Source organism: Staphylococcus massiliensis CCUG 55927, from assembly GCF_000298075.1.
GTDB lineage: Bacteria > Bacillota > Bacilli > Staphylococcales > Staphylococcaceae > Staphylococcus > Staphylococcus massiliensis.
This window is the reverse complement of sequence record NZ_JH815593.1, coordinates 710350-729316: the sequence shown is the minus strand read 5'-3', so window position 1 is coordinate 729316 and position 18967 is coordinate 710350. Positions and strand designations below refer to the sequence as shown.

Genomic DNA, 18967 nt, shown 5'->3' with positions numbered 1-18967 from the left:
ATTTACTACGTTTTTGAATTCTTGTAAATCAAGGCCCGTTTGTTTAACACGTTTTTGAAGTCTTGTAAATCAAGGCCCGTTTGTTTAACACGTTTGAAAATTCTTGTAAATCAAGACCCGTTTGATTTACACGTTTACGAAGTCTTGTAAATTAAGGTCTATTTGATTTACACGTTTGAAAATTCTTGTAAAAAAAACTGTCTAAAACTTCCAATCAAAAATTCTTCTAATCATGATACGCCTTCAGTGTGCCATAACTTTTCTTGCGGGACAAGAAAAGTCACCACATTTCACAAATGAATAAATGATAGTACCAAAAGCAATAGATTAGGACTGGCGATTAGTATAAACGGTCGCGACTCCCATTTTCTAAAAGAGAAGTAACCGCGATAAATCGTTGAATAAAAGTTTATTTAAAATTCATTCATCAAGACGGTTCGTTCAACTGCCCTCATTTTCAAAAGGAAAAATCATCCAAACCTCTCTCTGAACGTCCTCATTAAAAATGAACAATTAGTTTAAACCACATTAATCCACCAAAACCCAACAACGCAAGCACCCTTATAGCTTTACTTATCACTCAAATTACGTATACTAGTAAAAAAGTGATGTCTTAATTAAAGGGGATCTGGAATGATTACGAAGAAGCAGGAAAAGTACTCTAAGCAGTTGAATGCCTTTTTAAAAGGGGAAAATGATATCTTGGATGAATCGAGGCATGTCGACCGAGTTAAGCATGAAGACGCGCATAACGACATTTATAAGTTTGCGAAGCGTTCGGTGAAATCGAAAAACGACCTTTAGAAAAAGTAAAAAGTGTGACGGCACCTAACGCCTCACACTTTATATATTATCGGATGAACATTTTCACGAGTATGTAACCGATGACCATAACAATGAAAAATGCTATAAGCCCTGCAATTACTGATCCAAATGATGATACAAACATTGGATTACCTCCATTCATGATTTAACTTGATTGTAACGGGTTATAGTAATATGTGAAAGTAAAAAAATACGTCTGTTACTTCATCATATACGATGACAGTATTTCGTGACAACAATCTATGGAGGAATGACAAATGAAAATACCTAAAATTACGACGTTCTTAATGTTTAATGGTCAAGCAGAAGAAGCAATCCAAACATATACACAATTATTTGAAGATAGCGAAATTGTAACAATGGTTAAATATGACGAAGATGGTCCAGCACCTGGTGCGGTTCAACACGCTATCTTTAAACTTAATGGCCAAGTATTTATGGCTATCGACAACGTAAACGGCGTTGATATTGAAATGAATCCAGCTATGTCATTATACGTGACAGTAAAAGATCAATTCGAATTCGATACGTTATACAATGGCTTAAAAGAAGAAGGCGCAATTTTAATGCCTAAAACTGAAATGCCACCGACGTTCCGCGAATTCGCTTGGGTTCAAGATAAATTCGGCGTGAACTTCCAATTAGCGCTACCTGAAAAGAAATAATTAAGCCGTATTAAAAAAGCTCGGGACTTGTATCATATGGTCCGATGTACCGCTTCAATCCAATGTTTACTTGAAGCGAAGTCTTACATCTCATCCATATGCTTGTCCCGAGTTTCTTCTATATTATTCAACTTTCATTGCTTTAATCTTGTCGTAATCAGGTGTTGCGTATAGCGTCTTCTGATTATCATACGTCACAAACCCTGGTTTAGCGCCAGATGGTTTATGAACATGTTGAATCTTTGTATAATCTACAGGCACTTGTCCAGATTGTCCTGCTTTTGAAAAGTAAGCCGCAATCATAGCCGCTTCTTTAATCGTCGTTTCGCTTGGCGCATCATTTAAGATCACGACATGTGAACCAGGAATGTCTTTCGTGTGGAACCATAAATGCGACTTACGCGCTTCTTTATTCGTCAGATGATCATTCTGCTTATTATTCTTACCAACTAAAATCGTATCGCCATTGCTAGATGCATACTTCTGAAGTTGAATCTTATGTTTCTTTTTCTTCTTATGCTTCTTACGCTGTTTAACAAACCCTTGTTCTTCGAGCTCCTCACGTATATCGTCAATATCGTCAACCGTGATATGTTGAAGTTGCTGTTCTAACCTCATAAAGTAATCAATATTTTCCTTCGTTAAGGAAATTTGATGTTTCAACTCATGTTCACGTGTTTTCATACGATTGTATTGCTTGTAGTAGTATTGGGCATTTTCAGAAGGGGATTTCGTTGGATTTAACGGAATTTCAACATCTTCATTCGTATAGTAATTGAGCGCTTCAACTGATTCATCACCCTGCTCGATACGATAAATATTAGCCGTGATAAGCTCACCATAAAGTTGTTGCTGCTCTTTATCTTTCGTCGCTTCCAAGTCCTTTTCAAGATTACCCAATTTATTCTGATACTTATGCAGCTGCTGCGCCACAAACTTCACTAAATCATTTGCACGTTGCTTAACGCGTTCACGCTCACCTCGTGCCTCGTAATAACGATCAAGTAAATCATGCAACGAATCAAACGTCATCACATCATCATTGAACGTCGTTAAATTCATGAAATAGTAATCTTCTTTACCAGTCTCGTGATTCTTATGAAAGATAGGCGTTGGTTCACCTTTCGTTTCATTCATCACCTCTTCAAAAGCCTCTGGCAGTGTAGTCGTCGTCATAAACGAACGGCGCTCTGTAATTTCTTTCGTAATTAACGGGCTAAAACCTTCGAAATTATGAAGGAGTTGTCGATCAATACGACCGCTATTAAAGTCTACATATCGATTCACGTCAGCCGGGTTAATCTCATACGGATTCACTTTATTCTGACTAGGCGGTGCATCATATTGAAAGCCAGGCATCACCGTACGATACTGGTTCGTATTTGGCGTTAAATGTTTAAATCCTTCAATAATTTTACGTTCATCATTAACGAGAATTAAATTACTATGTTTACCCATAATCTCAAGGATTACCGTACGATAAATCGTGTCGCCAATTTCATCTTTACTTTTGATATCAATTTCAATGCGTCTGTCATTGTCGATTTGGCGCACAGCTCTTATAATCCCGCCTTCAAGATGCTTTCTAAATACGCGAGCGAACATCGGTGGGTCAAATGGGTTGTCATATTTCTTTTCAGTGATGTGAATTCTTGAAAAGTTGGGATGGATCGATAATAGAAGTTGATGGTTTTTACGATTTTGTCTGACCACCATAATAATCGTATCGTTCTCAGGCTGATTAATTTTATGAATGCGTCCTGATACGAGAAATTGTAATGATTCGACCATTTTCTTGGTAAATAATCCATCAAAAGCCATTTTAATTCGCCACCTTTACTATGAAATCATTATATTATTGTACCATGAAGCGATACGTAAATCATATAGCAAAGTTTCACCTGATGTGCTATACAATCATAATTAAGTTATGGTAATATATTATAATAAATACAAGAATGATTGAGAAAGGTCGAAATGCATGGATACTGAAAAAGGTTTATTAATTGTTTTATCTGGTCCATCTGGTGTTGGAAAGGGTACAGTAAGAAAGCGTATATTCGACGATCCAGAAACTTCTTTCAAATATTCGATTTCAATGACAACAAGACAAATGCGTGAAGGTGAAGTTGACGGCGTTGATTACTTTTTTAAAACAAAGAAAGAATTCGAACAATTAATTGAAGCAGATCAATTTATTGAGTATGCTGAATATGTTGGCAATTACTATGGTACACCTGTACAATATGTTAAGGATACTATGGATGAAGGCTACGATGTCTTTTTAGAGATTGAAGTTGAAGGTGCTAAACAAGTACGTAAGAAGTTTCCAGATGCCTTATTCATATTCTTAGCACCACCAAGTCTTGATCATTTACGTGATCGACTGGTAGGTCGTGGAACTGAATCTGATGAAAAAATTCAGTCTCGTGTTAATGAAGCACGTAAAGAAGTTGAAATGATGAATCTTTATGATTACGTCGTAGTGAACGACGAAGTTGAACTTGCGAAAGAACGTGTTCAAGCTATCGTAAAGGCAGAACATCTAAAGCGTGAACGCATTGAAGCAAAATACCGTAAAATGATATTGGAGGCCAAAAAATAATGCTATACCCACCATTAAATAAACTTACAGAAAAAGTAAATTCTCAATATTTAATCGCTACTACTGCAGCTAAACGCGCGAGAGAACTTCAAGAAGAACCAGACGATTTATTAATGGATAAATACGTTACTCAAAAAACTGTCGGACGTGCGTTAGAAGAAATCGCATCAGGTAAAATCGTACCTGAACGTAAAGAAGTCGAAGAGGAAAGATAAGATGCTGAAAGTACCACGCTTACACACAGGGCTGTAAGATAAGTGGTACTTTTTTTAGTTAAGTATGGTTAGATTGGTATGAAGTACGGTTGTGTGGCGGATTATAAGAGCCAAGTGGAGAGCTGACATGGCTGTAAACTGAGCATAAGAGCCAAGTGGAGAGTTGACATGGCTGTAAACTGAGCATAAGAGCCAAGTGGAGAGTTGACATGGCTGTAAACTGAGTATAAGAGCCAAGTGGAGAGCTGACATGGCTGTTAAATAGGAATAAGAGCCAAGTGAAGAGTCGACATGGCTGTAAAATGAGTGTAAGAGCCAAGTGAAGAGTCGACATGGCTGTTAAATAGAAATAAGAGCCAAGTGAAGAGTCGACATGGCTGTTAAATGAGTGTAAGAGCCAAGTGAAGAGTCGACATGGCTGTTAAATAGAAATAAGAGCCAAGTGAATAGCCGACATGGCTGTTAATCAGGAATAAGAGCCAAGTGGAAGTATGACATGGCTTTTAAATAGGAGTAAAAACCAAGTGAAGAGTCGACATGGCTCTAATTGTTGCACAAAGTTATGCTTTACTTGCACCGTTGCCAACTAGTGAAGAAACCACAAGTTGCTAAGCGAGCCGTTGCCAACTAGTGACGACACGACAAGTCGCTAAGAGGCCCTTTGCCAACTAGTGATGACACGACAAGTCGCTAAGAGGGCCGTTACCGACTAGTGACGACACGACAAGTTGCTAAAAGTCCCGTTGCCAACTAGTGACGACACGACAAGTTGCTAAAAGTCCCGTTGCCAACTAGTGACGACACGACAAGTTGCTAAGCGAGCCGTTGCCAACTAGTGACGACACGACAAGTCGCTAAGAGGCCCTTTGCCAACTAGTGACGACACGACAAGTTGTTAAGCGAGCCGTTGCCAACTAGTGACAGTATCACAATTTGGTAAGAAGCCCGTTGCCAACTAGTGACGACGCGACAAGTTGCTAAGCGAGCCGTTGCCAACTAGTGACGGCATGACAAGTTGCTAAGCGCACCGTTGCCAGCTTGTGCGCTTCCCACAAGTATTTAACCATTCAAAACAATCACCCTAAGCAACGGCAAGCGACTAAATTACACGAATCCCAAATAAGTTAAATGATTTGTTTTATGAATTCCAAAATTTCATGTAAGATGATAAGAGTTAGTGATAGTGAACAGGAGGACAAAATTGACGATGAAGAATATATTACTTGCAGTGACTGGCGGTATTGCTGCATATAAAGCGATTGATTTAACAAGTAAGCTTACGCAGCGCGGCTATACGGTGCGCGTGATGTTGACGCCGCACGCGTTAGAATTTGTGACACCTTTATCCTTTCAAGCGATTAGTCGTGAAGCAGTTTACACGAATACATTTAACGAACAAAATCCTGCTGAAATTCAACACATCACGCTAGGCGACTGGGCTGATGCGATTATAGTGGCACCGGCTACAGCAAATACGATTTCGAAGTTAAGTTTAGGTTTAGCTGATGACATGGTGTCGTCAACGCTCCTTGCGACCAATACGCCGAAATTTATAGCGCCTGCGATGAACGTGCATATGTATGAGAATCAACGTATTCAACACAATATGGCTACTTTAAAGAAAGATGGCTACCATTTTATAGAGCCTGGCGAAGGTTTCCTCGCATGTGGTTATGTTGCGAAAGGTCGTATGGAAGAGCCGCTAAATATTATAAAATTTGTCGAACACACGATGGACGCTTCAAACGTTTCGCAATCCGAGTCATCAGGTTACTTCAATGACAAGAACGTGTTGATTACGGCAGGTCCTACTGTTGAAACGATCGACCCGGTACGCTTTGTTTCAAATCGCGCCTCTGGGAAAATGGGGTATAAAATCGCGGAGGCACTCGTTGAAAAAGGTGCGAACGTTACGTTAGTAAGTGGTCCGACGTACCTCGAACCACCACAAGGCGTTTACTTTTTAAGTGTGACGAGCGCCGAAGATATGTTCCAAGCGGTTAAGTCCGTTTATGAATCACAAGATGTCGTATTTAAAACGGCTGCAGTTTCGGATTATACGCCAATTGAGACTTTAGAACATAAAATGAAGAAGCAAGAAGGCGACTTAAGTGTTACTTTCAAACGTACCACAGACATATTAAAGTATCTCGGAGAACATAAGACCCATCAAAAACTTGTAGGCTTTGCGGCTGAAACGCAAGATATCAAAAAGTATGCGACTGGTAAATTAAAACGTAAAAATGCTGATGTGATTATTGCGAATAATGTGGGCGACACTTCAATTGGCTTTAAAAGCGATGATAACGAAGTGATAATGTATTTTAAAGATGGTACGGAAAGGGCTTTTCAAAAGGCAGACAAAGGCACTTTAGCTAAAGCTTTGATTGAGGAATTAGAACGTAGGTGGCAATAAATGATTGGAAAAGTAATCGTCGACATACCTTCTAAAAGTGTAGATAAGACGTTCGATTATTTCATACCAAAGGAATTAGAACCTGTTGTGACAGTGGGTGTGCGCGTGGTCGTTCCATTTGGTCCTCGAACGATTCAAGGGTATGTGGTCAAGGTATCAACCGATGACGAAGTTGAAACGTCTCATAAACTCAAAAATATTATAGAAGTTAAAGATATTAAACCTGAGTTAACTTCAGAAATGATTGCATTAACGGAATGGTATCGAAAATATTTCGTAACGAAACGTATTTCACTGCTTGAAGCGATGTTGCCGAGTGCTGTAAAAGCCAAATACACGAAAGCTTTTAAAATCGTCAAACCGCTCGATGTACCTGATGATTTAAGTCGTTATTTCAATAAAGATGGCTTGTATCAATATAAAGACGCTCAAAAAAATGAACATTTGGAAGTGCTTTTGAAGTGGATGAAAGAAGGCGCAATTGAAGAAACGACGTTACTGACGCAAAATGTGAAAAAGAAAACGAAGAAAGCGGTACGAATCGAGGAAACGTACCGAACAGATGATACGCTCGAAATGTTAAAGCGTGCGAAAAAGCAGCAAGACGTATTCTTGTATTTATTAGATGAACAGCATCGTGATGTCTTCTTACAAGAGCTAGACGAAATGGGCTTTTCAAAGTCGAGTATTGATACGCTAACGAAACAGGGTGTGTTAGAGAAGTACGACGCGATTGTGGAGCGCGATCCTTTCGAGTCACGTATCTTCGAGCAAGAGCCTAAGAAGACATTAACGGCGAAGCAGCAGGATGTCTTTGACACTGTTCATCAGACGATTCAAGAAGGTAAAGCGGAAACGTTTCTACTTCATGGTGTCACGGGCTCTGGTAAAACGGAAATCTATCTTCAAACGATTGAAGAGGTGCTCGATAAAGGGCTTGAAGCGATTATGTTAGTGCCTGAAATCGCGTTGACGCCGCAAATGGTATTGCGATTTAAGCGCCGATTCGGTGATGATGTAGCGGTGCTGCACTCAGGTTTATCTAAAGGCGAACGTTATGATGAGTGGCAAAAAATTCGTGATGGCCATGCGAAAGTTTCAGTAGGTGCGCGCTCGAGCATCTTTGCGCCCTTTAAACATTTAGGGATGATAATTATCGATGAAGAACATGAGTCGACGTATAAACAGGAGGATTACCCGAGATACCACGCGCGAGAAATCGCGAAGTGGCGTAGTGAATATCATAACTGCCCATTGATACTCGGGAGTGCGACGCCGAGTCTTGAAAGTTATGCGCGTGCAGAGAAGGGCGTGTATACGCTTCTCACTTTGGATGAGCGTGTGAATCAACAACAAATGCCGTCCATCGATATTGTCGATATGCGTGATGAACTCGCTAACGGTAACCGCTCGATGTTCTCTGAATCATTGCGAGAAGCGATTCAGAAACGCTTAGATTTAAATGAACAAATCGTGTTGTTTTTAAATCGACGTGGCTATGCATCATTCATGTTATGTCGTGATTGTGGTCATGTTCCGATGTGTCCGAATTGCGATATTTCATTAACCTATCATAAGACGACCGATCAGTTGCGTTGTCACTATTGTAACTATCAAACTAACGCGCCGTCACAGTGCCCAAGCTGTGAAAGTGAACACATTCGTCAAATGGGTACTGGCACACAGCGCGTTGAAGAGTTGTTGCAACAAGAATTTATGGACGCGAATATCATTCGTATGGATGTTGATACGACTTCTCGTAAGGGCGCTCATGAAAAGCTACTATCCAAATTTGAGCGTGGCGAAGGGGATATTCTCTTAGGTACACAGATGATCGCCAAAGGCCTTGATTTCCCTAACATTACGCTTGTAGGTGTCTTAAATGCCGACACACTATTGAACTTACCGGACTTTCGTTCAAGCGAGCGTACGTACCAGCTTCTAACTCAAGTATCTGGACGAGCAGGTCGTCATGAAAAAGAAGGTCAAGTTATCATCCAAACGTATAACCCAGATCATTATGCGATCAACGACGTGAAGGAGAATCGCTTTAAGTCCTTTTACGATAAAGAAATGAACTATCGTCAAATCGGGAAATATCCGCCGTACTATTTCTTAGTGAACTTTACGATTTCACATACCGATATGAAAGAAGTGATGCTTGCTTCGAAACATATTCATGGCATTTTACTACAACATTTATCAGATAAAGCGCTCGTTCTCGGACCGTCGCCAGCAGCTTTATCTCGAATTAATAACGAGTATCGCTTTCAAATCTTAGTCAAATATAAACGTGAACCTGAACTACATGAAGCGTTAAACTATTTAGATGATTACTATCATGAAAGATATATTAAAGATAAACTTTCATTAAAAATTGATATTAATCCAGAAATGATGATGTAAGTATATTTAAATCGAGTGAGGACTTTAGCAGTCTTTGCTCGATTTTCCTTTTCAAAAGGAATGGAGGCAAGCTATCGCAATTTAAATGAATCTACGTTATAATGGTGTGATGAATTTTTAAAGGAGACATGATTATGGGCGCTTTGAAACTCGTGAAAGCCACGCACCCTTTATTAAAAAAACACATTAAGCAAGTTGAGACATTCGACCAACAACTAAAGGACTATCTCGCTGATTTAGAAGACACTCTATATCAAGAGGGTGGTCAAGCTATCGCGGCACCACAAGTCGGTATCGATCAGCAAATTGCCATTGTTGATATGGGGCCAGATGGCTTACTGCAACTCATTAACCCAGACATTGTCGCAACGTCTGATGAAACACAAGAAGATGTGGAAGGTAGTATTAGTCAGCCTGATGTATTTGGTATCGTGGAAAGACCTCAAATGATTAAGGTGAAAAGTTTTGACGTTAATGGTAGGGAAGTTGAACTTACTGCATACGATGATATTGCGCGCATGATACTTCACGTATGTGACCACTTTAATGGTATTTTATTTACTGATAAAATGAAAAGAGAAATAACTGAAGAGGAATTGGAGGCGTTATTAGAAGATGAGTAAAATTGTATTTATGGGTACACCTGACTTTTCAACTGGTGTATTAGAAATGTTAATTCAAAACTACGACGTTACAGCAGTTGTGACGCAACCTGATCGTAAAGTAGGACGTAAACGCCAACTGACACCACCGCCTGTAAAAAAAGTTGCACTTGAACACGACATCGAAGTGCTACAACCTGAGAAACTTAATGGTTCAGAAGAACTGGAAACCTTATTGAATATGGATATTGATGTTATTGTAACGGCTGCATTTGGTCAGTTACTGCCAGAATCACTCCTAAATCATCCGAAATATGGTGCGATTAACGTGCACGCTTCTTTATTACCGAAATACCGCGGCGGTGCGCCGATCCATAAAGCGATTATTGAAGGCGAGGAATACTCAGGTATTTCCATCATGTACATGGCTAAAAAACTTGATGCTGGTGACATTATCGAACAAAAACGTGTCAAAATTGAAGATGACGATAACGTAGGTTCTTTACATGATAAATTAAGTGAAGTCGGTACGTCACTACTTGAACGTGTATTACCGAGCGTATTAGATGGCACAAATCCACGTACGCCTCAGGACGACTCAGAAGCAACTTTCGCTTCAAACATTAGCCGTGAAGATGAACACATCAACTGGCACAATGCAGCACAAGATGTCTATAACCAAATTCGAGGTTTATCACCATGGCCTGTAGGCTTTACGAAAATGGACGATAAAAATATGAAAGTGTTCGACGCTCAAATTGTCTCAGATAAACAAGGTGAACCAGGCCAAATCATCGAAACAACTAAGAAAGCCATTATCGTCGGTACAGGTTCAGATGACGCAATAGCGCTTAAAGAAATTCAACTTTCAGGTAAAAAACGTATGCCTGTAGCGAACTTCTTAAGTGGCGTTCAAGAAGACTTAGTTGGGAAGGAACTCGTATGACAACAGCGCGACAGCTCGCATATGACACGCTAGAGAAGATTGAAACAGAAGGTGCTTATAGTAATCTCATCATCAATGACGTCTTAAATGAGTATCATCTGAGTTCAAGTGACCGTGGCTTATATACGGAACTCGTATACGGTACGCTAGCACGTCGTTATGCACTCGATTATTTCCTGAAACCTCATGTGAATACGCGCATCAAACGTTGGGTGCGTCAGCTTCTTTGGATGAGTATTTACCAATATGTTTACTTAAATAAAATACCGAATCACGCGATTATAAATGAAGCGGTGGAAATCGCGAAAGCCCGTGGCGGTCGTCATCAAGGTAACGTCGTTAATGCGATTTTACGTAGTTTGATGAATCACGAGCTCGCCTCATTTGACGAGATTAAAGACCCTAAGAAGCGTATCAGCATTGAATACAGTATTCCGCTATGGATTATTGAACATTGGACGACGCATCATGGTCTAGATCAAACACGTGATATTGCGAAAGCGATGTTGCAGTCTGCACCACAAACCGTGCGTGTTAACGAAACGCGTATCACTCCTTCCGAAGCAAAAGCCCAGTTAGAAACTGAAGGCTATCAAGTAGAAACATGTGATGAACTGCCAGAATGTTTACATGTCTCAGGCAAACCGATTATGACGAGTGGGCTTTTCAAAGCAGGGAAAGTTTCCATTCAAGATAAAAGTTCGATGTTTGTCGCAAACGTACTACAACCTGAAACGGGGGACGCAATCCTTGATACATGTAGCGCTCCTGGTGGTAAAGCTTGCCACATTGGTGAAAAGCTCAATCAGACCGGTCACGTCTTAGCATCAGATGTTCACGCCCATAAAATGAAACTCATCGAACATAACGTTAAAAAGCTTGGTCTTAAAAATATTGAAGCGATACAACATGATGCGACACAGCCATATAATCAGACCTTCGATAAAATTTTAGTTGATGCACCGTGTAGTGGCTTAGGTGTGATGCGTCATAAACCTGAGATTAAATATCGCGAAACAAAAGATAGCGTCCTAAGTTTAGTTGATATCCAGCTCGACATTTTAACCAACGCGTCTAAGCACCTGAAACCAGGCGGTACGCTCGTATACTCTACTTGTACGATTGAACAAATGGAAAATGAGAACGTGATTTATACATTTCTTAAACAAAATCCTGAATTTGAATTCTTACCATTTGAAGACTTTAAATCAGGTGAACCTGTGAAAACATTACAAATTCTGCCGCAAGACTTTAACTCAGATGGCTTTTTCATAACACGAATTAAACGAAAGGAGACCTAACATGATTACAGCTGAAAAGAAGAAGAAAAATAAATTTTTACCCGATTTCGAGAAACAATCGATTTATTCCATTCGATTTGATGAAATGAAGCAATGGCTTAAGGATCAAGGTCAACAAAGTTTCAGAGCGAAGCAAATATTTGAATGGCTTTATGAAAAGCGCGTGAATAGCTTTGAAGAAATGACGAACCTATCTAAAGATATGCGTCAATTATTAGAAGATAACTTTGTCATTACAACGCTTGAAACGGTTGTAAGACAAGAAAGTCGTGACGGCACAATTAAATTCTTATTTGAATTACAAGATGGCTATACGATTGAAACTGTATTGATGCGTCATCAATACGGGAATTCAGTTTGTGTTACAACGCAGGTAGGTTGTCGTATCGGTTGTACATTCTGTGCGTCAACGTTAGGCGGTTTAAAGCGTAACCTAGAAGCTGGCGAGATTGTGTCACAAGTTTTAACTGTTCAAAAGGCACTTGATGAAACGGATGAACGTGTATCACAAGTCGTGATTATGGGTATTGGTGAACCATTTGAAAACTATGATGAAATGATGGATTTCTTAAAAATTATCAACCACGATAATGGCTTAAATATTGGTGCGCGTCATATCACCGTATCTACATCTGGTATTATTCCTAGAATTTATGACTTTGCTGAAGAGTCATTACAAATTAACTTTGCGCTAAGTTTACATGGTGCTAACAATGAAATTCGTTCACGATTAATGCCGATCAACCGTGCGTACGATATCGATAAATTAATGGAAGCATTAGAATATTATCAAGAACAAACAAATCGTCGTATCACATTTGAATATGGTTTATTCGGTGGCGTTAACGACCAAGTTGAACACGCGCGTGAACTCGCTGCTTTAATTAAACATTTAAATTGCCACGTGAACTTAATTCCAGTTAACCACGTTCCTGAACGTAATTATGTCAAAACTTCGAAAGATGATATCTTTAAGTTCGAAAAAGAATTAAAAAGACTTGGAATTAATGCTACAATAAGACGTAACCAAGGTGAGGACATTGATGCCGCTTGTGGTCAATTAAGAGCAAAGGAACGAAAAGTAGAAACGAGGTAAGAGCCTATGTTAAACGCGCAATTTTTCACAGATACCGGATTTCAACGAGAGAAAAATGAAGATGCTGGTGGTATTTTTTACAACAAGACGAATCAACAACTTATAGCATTATGTGATGGCATGGGTGGTCATCAAGCAGGCGAAATTGCAAGTCAATTCGTGTGTGATGGATTACAAAAATATTTTGAAGAAGAAAATTTAATCGAAGAAGATCAAGCTGAAGATTGGTTAAAGCATACCTTGCAACGTATTAATCGTGAACTATACGATTACAGTAACCAAAATCCTGAATATAGAGGTATGGGCACCACTTGTGTCGTTGCACTGGTATTCGATAAACATGTCGTTGTCGCGAACGTCGGTGACTCAAGAGCATACTTAGTTAACGCGAGACGTATGGAACAAATCACGAATGACCATTCATTTGTGAATCATTTAGTGATGTTAGGCGAACTCACTGAAGAAGAAGCGTTAACGCATCCGAGACGTAATATCATTACCAAAGTTATGGGTACGGATAGACGTGTATCACCTGATGTGTTTATGAAACGTACGCACTTTTATGACTATCTCATGCTTAACACTGACGGACTAACAGACTATGTTGCATTGGATACGATCAAATCAATTCTGAATCAAGATGCCGCTCTTGAACAAACAGGCGAAGCTTTACTGATGCAGTCTCGCGAAGACGGCGCATGTGACAACGTCTCAATCGTACTCGCGCAAATTGAAGGTGATTCCGTATGATTGGGATGATTATAAACGAGCGCTACGAACTTATCGAGTATCTAGGTGGCGGCGGCATGAGTAACGTGTATGTCGCGATTGATAAGATCTTTAATCGCAAAGTTGCGGTCAAGATTATTAATATCCCACCTAATGAAAAGACCATTACAGTTAAACGTTTCGAACGTGAAGTTCAGAATACAACGCTTCTCGCGAATAAGAATGTCGTAAACGTGCTAGATGTAGATGAAGATGAGAACACTTTCTACCTCGTGATGGAATATATCGAAGGTCCTACTTTAGCGGACTATATCCGTACACGAGGTCCTTTATCTGTAGAAACAGCCATTCAATTTACGAAACAAATTATTAATGGCATCAAGCATGCCCATCACCATAAAATTATTCACCGTGATATCAAGCCGCATAATATTTTAATCGATGCGAATAAGACACTTAAAATCGTGGACTTTGGTATCGCAAAGGCCATGAGCGAAACGCAAATGACTGAGACGAACCATGTTGTAGGCACGGTACAATATATTTCACCTGAACAAGCAAAGGGTGAACCTGCTGACGAATGTGCAGATATTTATTCAATTGGTATCGTATTATATGAGATGTTAATGGCGGAACCGCCTTTTGTAGGGGAAACACCTGTCAGTGTCGCAATTAAACATATTCGTGAACAGATGCCTAATGCTACTGATAAGAGACGTAACGTGCCTCAAGCTTTAAGTAACGTTATTTTAAAAGCCACTGAGAAAGACGCACGTAAACGATATCAAAACGTGCAAGAAATGTATGATGACTTAGATACGGCTCTAGATGAATCAAGAAAGCATGAAGCGCCGTACATGATTACAGAAGATACGTCAGAAACAATTAAAATACCTAAAAACCAAATACATCAGAATCAAAATAATCATCAAAGCATCGACCAGACGGTAGAGATACCTATCGTTGAATCAAGTAAATCTAAGAGTGAACCTCGCGTTTATCCGAATACGTATAAAAAGAAGTCGAGACACAAAAAGTGGCTTTATGCGTTAATCTTTTTCTTGTTGCTTATTAGTTTAATTGGGTTTATTGCCATCGCAATGTTTGGTGATAAATACAGTGATGTGCCTAATATATTAGGTAAAACTGAGAAACAAGCTGAATCAATGCTTAAAAAGAAAAATTAAAAATCGGCAAAATTTCACGTGATTATAGTGATAAATATCAAGAAAATGAAGTTATGGCTGTGACACCTAACGTAGGTGAACGCGCTGAACAAGATGGTAAAGTCGATATCGTATTATCTAAAGGCCCTAAAACCGCGACGATGCCTAATTTAATCGGTAAATCGAAACAAGACGCTGAGCGCGATCTTAAGAATTTAGGCGTTAAAGGTATTAAATATGAACAAGCGTATACAAAGAACAACATACCTAAAGGGGCGATAGAGAACCAAAGCGTCCAAGCTGGTAGTACGATTCAAGTTAACAAAGCGCAAGTCGTTCTTACTGAATCTTTAGGTGTTGAACAGGTTTACGTCGATGATTATGAAGGAAAGCCATTCAAGACGGCTAAGAAAGAACTTGAAGCAAAAGGGCTTAAAGTTGTTGTTGAGAAACGCCGTAATGATAGCTCAGTTAAGAAAGATCATGTGATTAGCCATACACCAAAAGACCAAAATGTTAACGTTGGTCAAGAAATTAGATTTATTGTTTCAAGTGGTAAAGATGGTGAATCAGATGAAGAAGATACAACTGAAGATGATGAAGAAAATCTAGCAACGAAGCGTTATCATGAAACCTTCTCAATTCCGTACTCAGGTCGTAATAATAAATCACAAAAGGTAGAAGTGATCCTAAGAGATAAAAACAACGATGGTACGACCGCAAGTGAGACATTTACGATTAAGCGTAATAAAATGCATACCATTCGCATGGAAGTAGAAGAAGGTCAAACAGCAGGCTTTACAGTAAGAGTTGATGGTAAAGTCGTTAAAGATAAAGATATTAGTTATGATAGTATTTAAACTTTCAGTATGATACGAGCACCTGTGCCGAAGTGGCGCGGGTGCTTTTTTCGCGTTTAAAGGTTAAAAGATTGTTGTGTATTAAATATAACTAATTTTTAATAAGTTCATAATTTTAATTTCTTTGAAAATGGTATTAATTTTAAATGAGGAAATTAAATACAAATCCCTTAACAGCATGCTTTCCTGTATAGCTCAACTCAAATTTTCAGTTTGTTAGTTAGACTTACAAAGTAGCATAGCTACTTTGTACCATGCTCAAGCCCCGGCTTGTATAGCTTGTTAATTTGCTACGCAAATTTCTATGCCGGGGCCCCGCCCTCTGAGTCAGCTGTTAAGGGAATTGAGTTAAATAAAGCCGATAATGTCTATTGTGTAACTTATGTTCTAACAATAATTTATCGGCAAAAATTTACTTTTTATCTTTATCTTGATCATTGTCTGTACTTTTTTCTTTTTTCTCTTCTATTTCTACGGAACAACAAGCTTGTTTTTTAGGTTTTAATTTAGAGATAGCTTTTTTAAATGTATTTTTTTCCACTTTAACACCTCCTTTAATAGATATTTAGCAACCATATAATGTATCACAACATTTTTCAGGATTAGTAGTTTCTTCGTTTAAATTAGAAAATACGAAAGCATCTTTATTTGGATTAAAGTGTGATTTTAAAATATGTTCAACGTATTGGCTTTTTCATTGAAACATAGCTATCATCTTAAGCAATCATATTAACAATTAATCCGGTAGCAATAGCTACCACTAAAATCGCGATTACAAACGATGTTACAAATTTTTTCTTAAACAGCTTAGACAACAATATAATTTCTGGGATACTTGCACCAGCGCCACCAATGATCAACGCGATAACTGTACCTAGCGACATACCCTTTGAAACGAGTGCTTCAGCTATAGGTAGCATTGTTTCAGGTCTAATATACATTGGGATTCCTACAATAGAGGCGATTATCACAGATATAATGTTATCTCCACTAGCATACTTAGTTATAAATGTTTCAGGTACAAAGCCATATATAAAGGCTCCTATCAAGACACCTATAAGTAAATAGGGAAGCATTGGATATAAGAACGACCACGCATCGTTTAATGCTTGTTTAACGCGTGAACCTGTTTTGTTAGCAAAAAATCCGTCGCCTTTAATATTGACGCCTTTATAGCTATCAACTAAGTTTAACTTTGAAAATATTAAACCTGTTAACATACTGAAAATAGCGAGTGTTATAAAGTATACTACAGCGACTTTCCAGCCTAATAAAACCCATATCATAAAAACCATCAAAGGATTCATTAATGGGGAGGCAATAAGGAAACTCATCGCAGGACCAAACGGTACTTTAGAATTTAATAATCCTGCAAGTATCGGGATTGTTGAACATGAGCAAAAAGGTGTCATAGCACCAAAAACCATACCTAATAAGTAATTAATTATTTGGTTAGGTTTGCTCAAAAGTTTTCTAATTTTTTCTTCTGATACCATTTGTTGAATTAGACTAACTATAAAACTCACAATTATAAATAGTGCTAATAATTCAAAGAATAATCCTAAAAATGTTTTCATGAATTCTATGATTGAATCCATCATAAGTATAATGCCTCTTTATATGATAAATCAACTTTTCTTGATGTATTAATCAAAAAAAGTTGATTAATATGTCATTAAAAAAGGATACTTATAGTATCTTGCAACAAGTATCCTCATTTAAAACTACCTGTATTTGTTGCTCGTTAATTTTATAATAGTTCCACGTGCCATGCTTTTCAGCAATTATAATATTTGCATCTACTAACTTTTTTAAGTGGTACGAAAGTTTTGATTGTTTAAGATCTAGTATTTCTTCTAGATCACATACGCATAAAGACTTTGCGTCACTTTGACGAATAGAATGCAAGATTTTAAGTCGAATTTTATCAGCTAATGCATTAAATACTTGTACGTATAAGTCTAATTGTTCTTCCTCGTTTTTATAAGTATTGGACTTGATAACTTCCATCGAGGTCACCTCTCTACTGCGTAGTTATTCTATCTAAAAATAGGATTGAATAGTAAATCGTTATATCAACTTTTCTTGATGTATTAACTATATACAAGAATAATAGTTTTTGCAAGTTACTTAATCTAGGTTAAGTGAAAATAAGTGAATACCCCTAACAACATTATTCTTACTTTAGTATTTATTCACTATTTAATCTCGTTATCTTTAAAGGGCTTTTCAAAAGGGGGCGAAAAGACGCACTAATCCGCCATGGTTCTATAAAAAATCGTTGTGAGCATCAATTTATTATTACAGATTTAAACTCTATGTTACGATTAGGATGAAATGTTTGTAGATTCGATACTTGTGTTAAGATTAAATTTATTAAAAACGGGTATACAATTAGAAATGAAAAATGGGGGAATCAAAGTGGCAAAGAAACTACCTAAGGTTAAAGGCCTAGATAACACAGTAGACATTATTAAAGGCGGGTATACATACGTACCTGGCAAATTAGAAGAATTTGATTCTAAAGCATTTGAAGTACGCGCATTAGGCGGTAAGAAAATTGCTGTTATGAGCGGTAAAGAAGCGGCAGAAATTTTCTATGATAATGAAAAAATGGAAAGACAAGGTACTTTACCAAAACGTATCGTAAACACTTTATTTGGTAAAGGTGCAATTCATACAACTGCTGGTAAGAAGCACGTTGACCGTAAAGCTTTATTTATGTCACTTATGACAGATGAAAATCTTAACTACTTACGTGAATTAACACGTAATTATTGGTTCATGAATACTGAACGTATGCAAAGCATGGATAAAGTTAACGTATATAACGAATCAATTTATATGTTAACTAAAATCGGCTTCCGTTGGGCTGGTATCATCCAAACGCCTGAAGAAGCAGAACAAAATGCGAAAGACATGGATACTATGATTAACTCATTCGTATCTTTAGGTTCAGCTTACAAAGGTTATAAGAAAGCTAAAAAAGCACGTAAACGTGTTGAAGATTTCTTAGAAAAACAAATTATCGATGTGCGTAAAGGTAAATTACACCCTGAAGAAGGTACTGCGTTATACGAATTCGCGCATTGGGAAGATTTAAACGATAACCCAATGGATTCTCACTTATGTGCA

At 38.2% G+C, this 18967-nt stretch carries 16 protein-coding genes and 1 pseudogene; 13 read left to right on the top strand and 4 right to left on the bottom strand.

Annotation, left to right across the window (positions count from 1 at the left end):
- The first annotated feature begins 633 nt into the window (after nucleotides 1-633).
- Together A33S_RS12185 and A33S_RS0103840 are read left to right on the top strand one after the other, a co-directional pair.
- Nucleotides 634-804: a hypothetical protein gene (locus A33S_RS12185; protein ID WP_017176579.1), complete on the top strand. Its 171-nt coding sequence runs from the start codon at nucleotides 634-636 to the stop codon at nucleotides 802-804.
- 278 nt (nucleotides 805-1082) lie between these two features.
- Nucleotides 1083-1490, top strand: a complete 408-nt coding sequence (locus tag A33S_RS0103840; protein WP_009381641.1) for a VOC family protein — start codon at nucleotides 1083-1085, stop codon at nucleotides 1488-1490.
- 123 nt (nucleotides 1491-1613) lie between these two features.
- Here A33S_RS0103840 and A33S_RS0103835 read toward each other — a convergent pair whose 3' ends face one another.
- Nucleotides 1614-3311 (bottom strand): Rqc2 family fibronectin-binding protein, encoded by a 1698-nt coding sequence (locus tag A33S_RS0103835; RefSeq protein ID WP_009381643.1) that lies wholly within the window; start codon nucleotides 3309-3311, stop codon nucleotides 1614-1616.
- A 160-nt stretch (nucleotides 3312-3471) separates the two neighbouring features.
- Here A33S_RS0103835 and gmk point away from each other — a divergent pair, with 160 nt between their 5' ends.
- From gmk to pknB, 10 genes and pseudogenes are all read left to right on the top strand, one after another.
- Nucleotides 3472-4095, top strand: a complete 624-nt coding sequence (gene gmk, locus A33S_RS0103830) for a guanylate kinase (RefSeq protein WP_009381645.1) — start codon at nucleotides 3472-3474, stop codon at nucleotides 4093-4095.
- Complete coding sequence (gene rpoZ / locus A33S_RS0103825) at nucleotides 4095-4310, top strand: DNA-directed RNA polymerase subunit omega (RefSeq protein ID WP_009381647.1); 216 nt, start codon at nucleotides 4095-4097, stop codon at nucleotides 4308-4310. The genes gmk and rpoZ overlap by 1 nt, the downstream gene beginning before the upstream one ends.
- Before the next feature lie 1207 nt (nucleotides 4311-5517).
- Nucleotides 5518-6726, top strand: coding sequence for a bifunctional phosphopantothenoylcysteine decarboxylase/phosphopantothenate--cysteine ligase CoaBC (coaBC, locus tag A33S_RS0103820; RefSeq protein WP_026048957.1), 1209 nt, complete (start codon nucleotides 5518-5520; stop codon nucleotides 6724-6726).
- Complete coding sequence (gene priA / locus A33S_RS0103815; protein ID WP_009381651.1) at nucleotides 6727-9132, top strand: primosomal protein N'; 2406 nt, start codon at nucleotides 6727-6729, stop codon at nucleotides 9130-9132.
- A 134-nt stretch (nucleotides 9133-9266) separates the two neighbouring features.
- Nucleotides 9267-9755, top strand: coding sequence for a peptide deformylase (def, locus tag A33S_RS0103810; RefSeq protein WP_009381653.1), 489 nt, complete (start codon nucleotides 9267-9269; stop codon nucleotides 9753-9755).
- On the top strand, nucleotides 9748-10680 hold the full coding sequence (gene fmt / locus A33S_RS0103805) for a methionyl-tRNA formyltransferase (RefSeq protein ID WP_009381655.1): 933 nt from the start codon (nucleotides 9748-9750) through the stop codon (nucleotides 10678-10680). Before def ends, fmt begins: the two co-directional genes overlap by 8 nt.
- A complete protein-coding gene (rsmB, locus tag A33S_RS0103800) occupies nucleotides 10677-11981 on the top strand; it encodes a 16S rRNA (cytosine(967)-C(5))-methyltransferase RsmB (protein ID WP_009381657.1) in 1305 nt (434 codons plus the stop codon). Before fmt ends, rsmB begins: the two co-directional genes overlap by 4 nt.
- A gap of 1 nt (nucleotide 11982) precedes the next feature.
- Nucleotides 11983-13077 (top strand): dual-specificity RNA methyltransferase RlmN, encoded by a 1095-nt coding sequence (gene rlmN, locus A33S_RS0103795; RefSeq protein ID WP_009381659.1) that lies wholly within the window; start codon nucleotides 11983-11985, stop codon nucleotides 13075-13077.
- Nucleotides 13078-13083: 6 nt separating this feature from the next.
- A complete protein-coding gene (locus A33S_RS0103790; RefSeq protein ID WP_009381661.1) occupies nucleotides 13084-13827 on the top strand; it encodes a Stp1/IreP family PP2C-type Ser/Thr phosphatase in 744 nt (247 codons plus the stop codon).
- Nucleotides 13824-15832, top strand: a pseudogene (gene pknB / locus A33S_RS11570) (Stk1 family PASTA domain-containing Ser/Thr kinase). The gene A33S_RS0103790 and the pseudogene pknB overlap by 4 nt, the downstream one beginning before the upstream one ends.
- 412 nt (nucleotides 15833-16244) lie before the next feature.
- Here pknB and A33S_RS12575 read toward each other — a convergent pair.
- The 3 genes from A33S_RS12575 to A33S_RS0103770 form a co-directional block, all read right to left on the bottom strand.
- Nucleotides 16245-16373: a hypothetical protein gene (locus tag A33S_RS12575; protein WP_017176576.1), complete on the bottom strand. Its 129-nt coding sequence runs from the start codon at nucleotides 16371-16373 to the stop codon at nucleotides 16245-16247.
- A gap of 175 nt (nucleotides 16374-16548) precedes the next feature.
- Nucleotides 16549-17433 carry a permease gene (locus A33S_RS0103775; RefSeq protein WP_009381665.1) on the bottom strand — a complete coding sequence of 295 codons (885 nt, stop codon included), beginning with the start codon at nucleotides 17431-17433 and terminating at the stop codon, nucleotides 16549-16551.
- A gap of 88 nt (nucleotides 17434-17521) precedes the next feature.
- On the bottom strand, nucleotides 17522-17842 hold the full coding sequence (locus A33S_RS0103770; RefSeq protein WP_009381666.1) for an ArsR/SmtB family transcription factor: 321 nt from the start codon (nucleotides 17840-17842) through the stop codon (nucleotides 17522-17524).
- A gap of 411 nt (nucleotides 17843-18253) precedes the next feature.
- Here A33S_RS0103770 and A33S_RS12355 point away from each other — a divergent pair.
- Nucleotides 18254-18967, top strand: a 714-nt coding sequence (locus A33S_RS12355; protein WP_026048956.1) for a hypothetical protein, incomplete at its 3' end; no start/stop codon positions are given.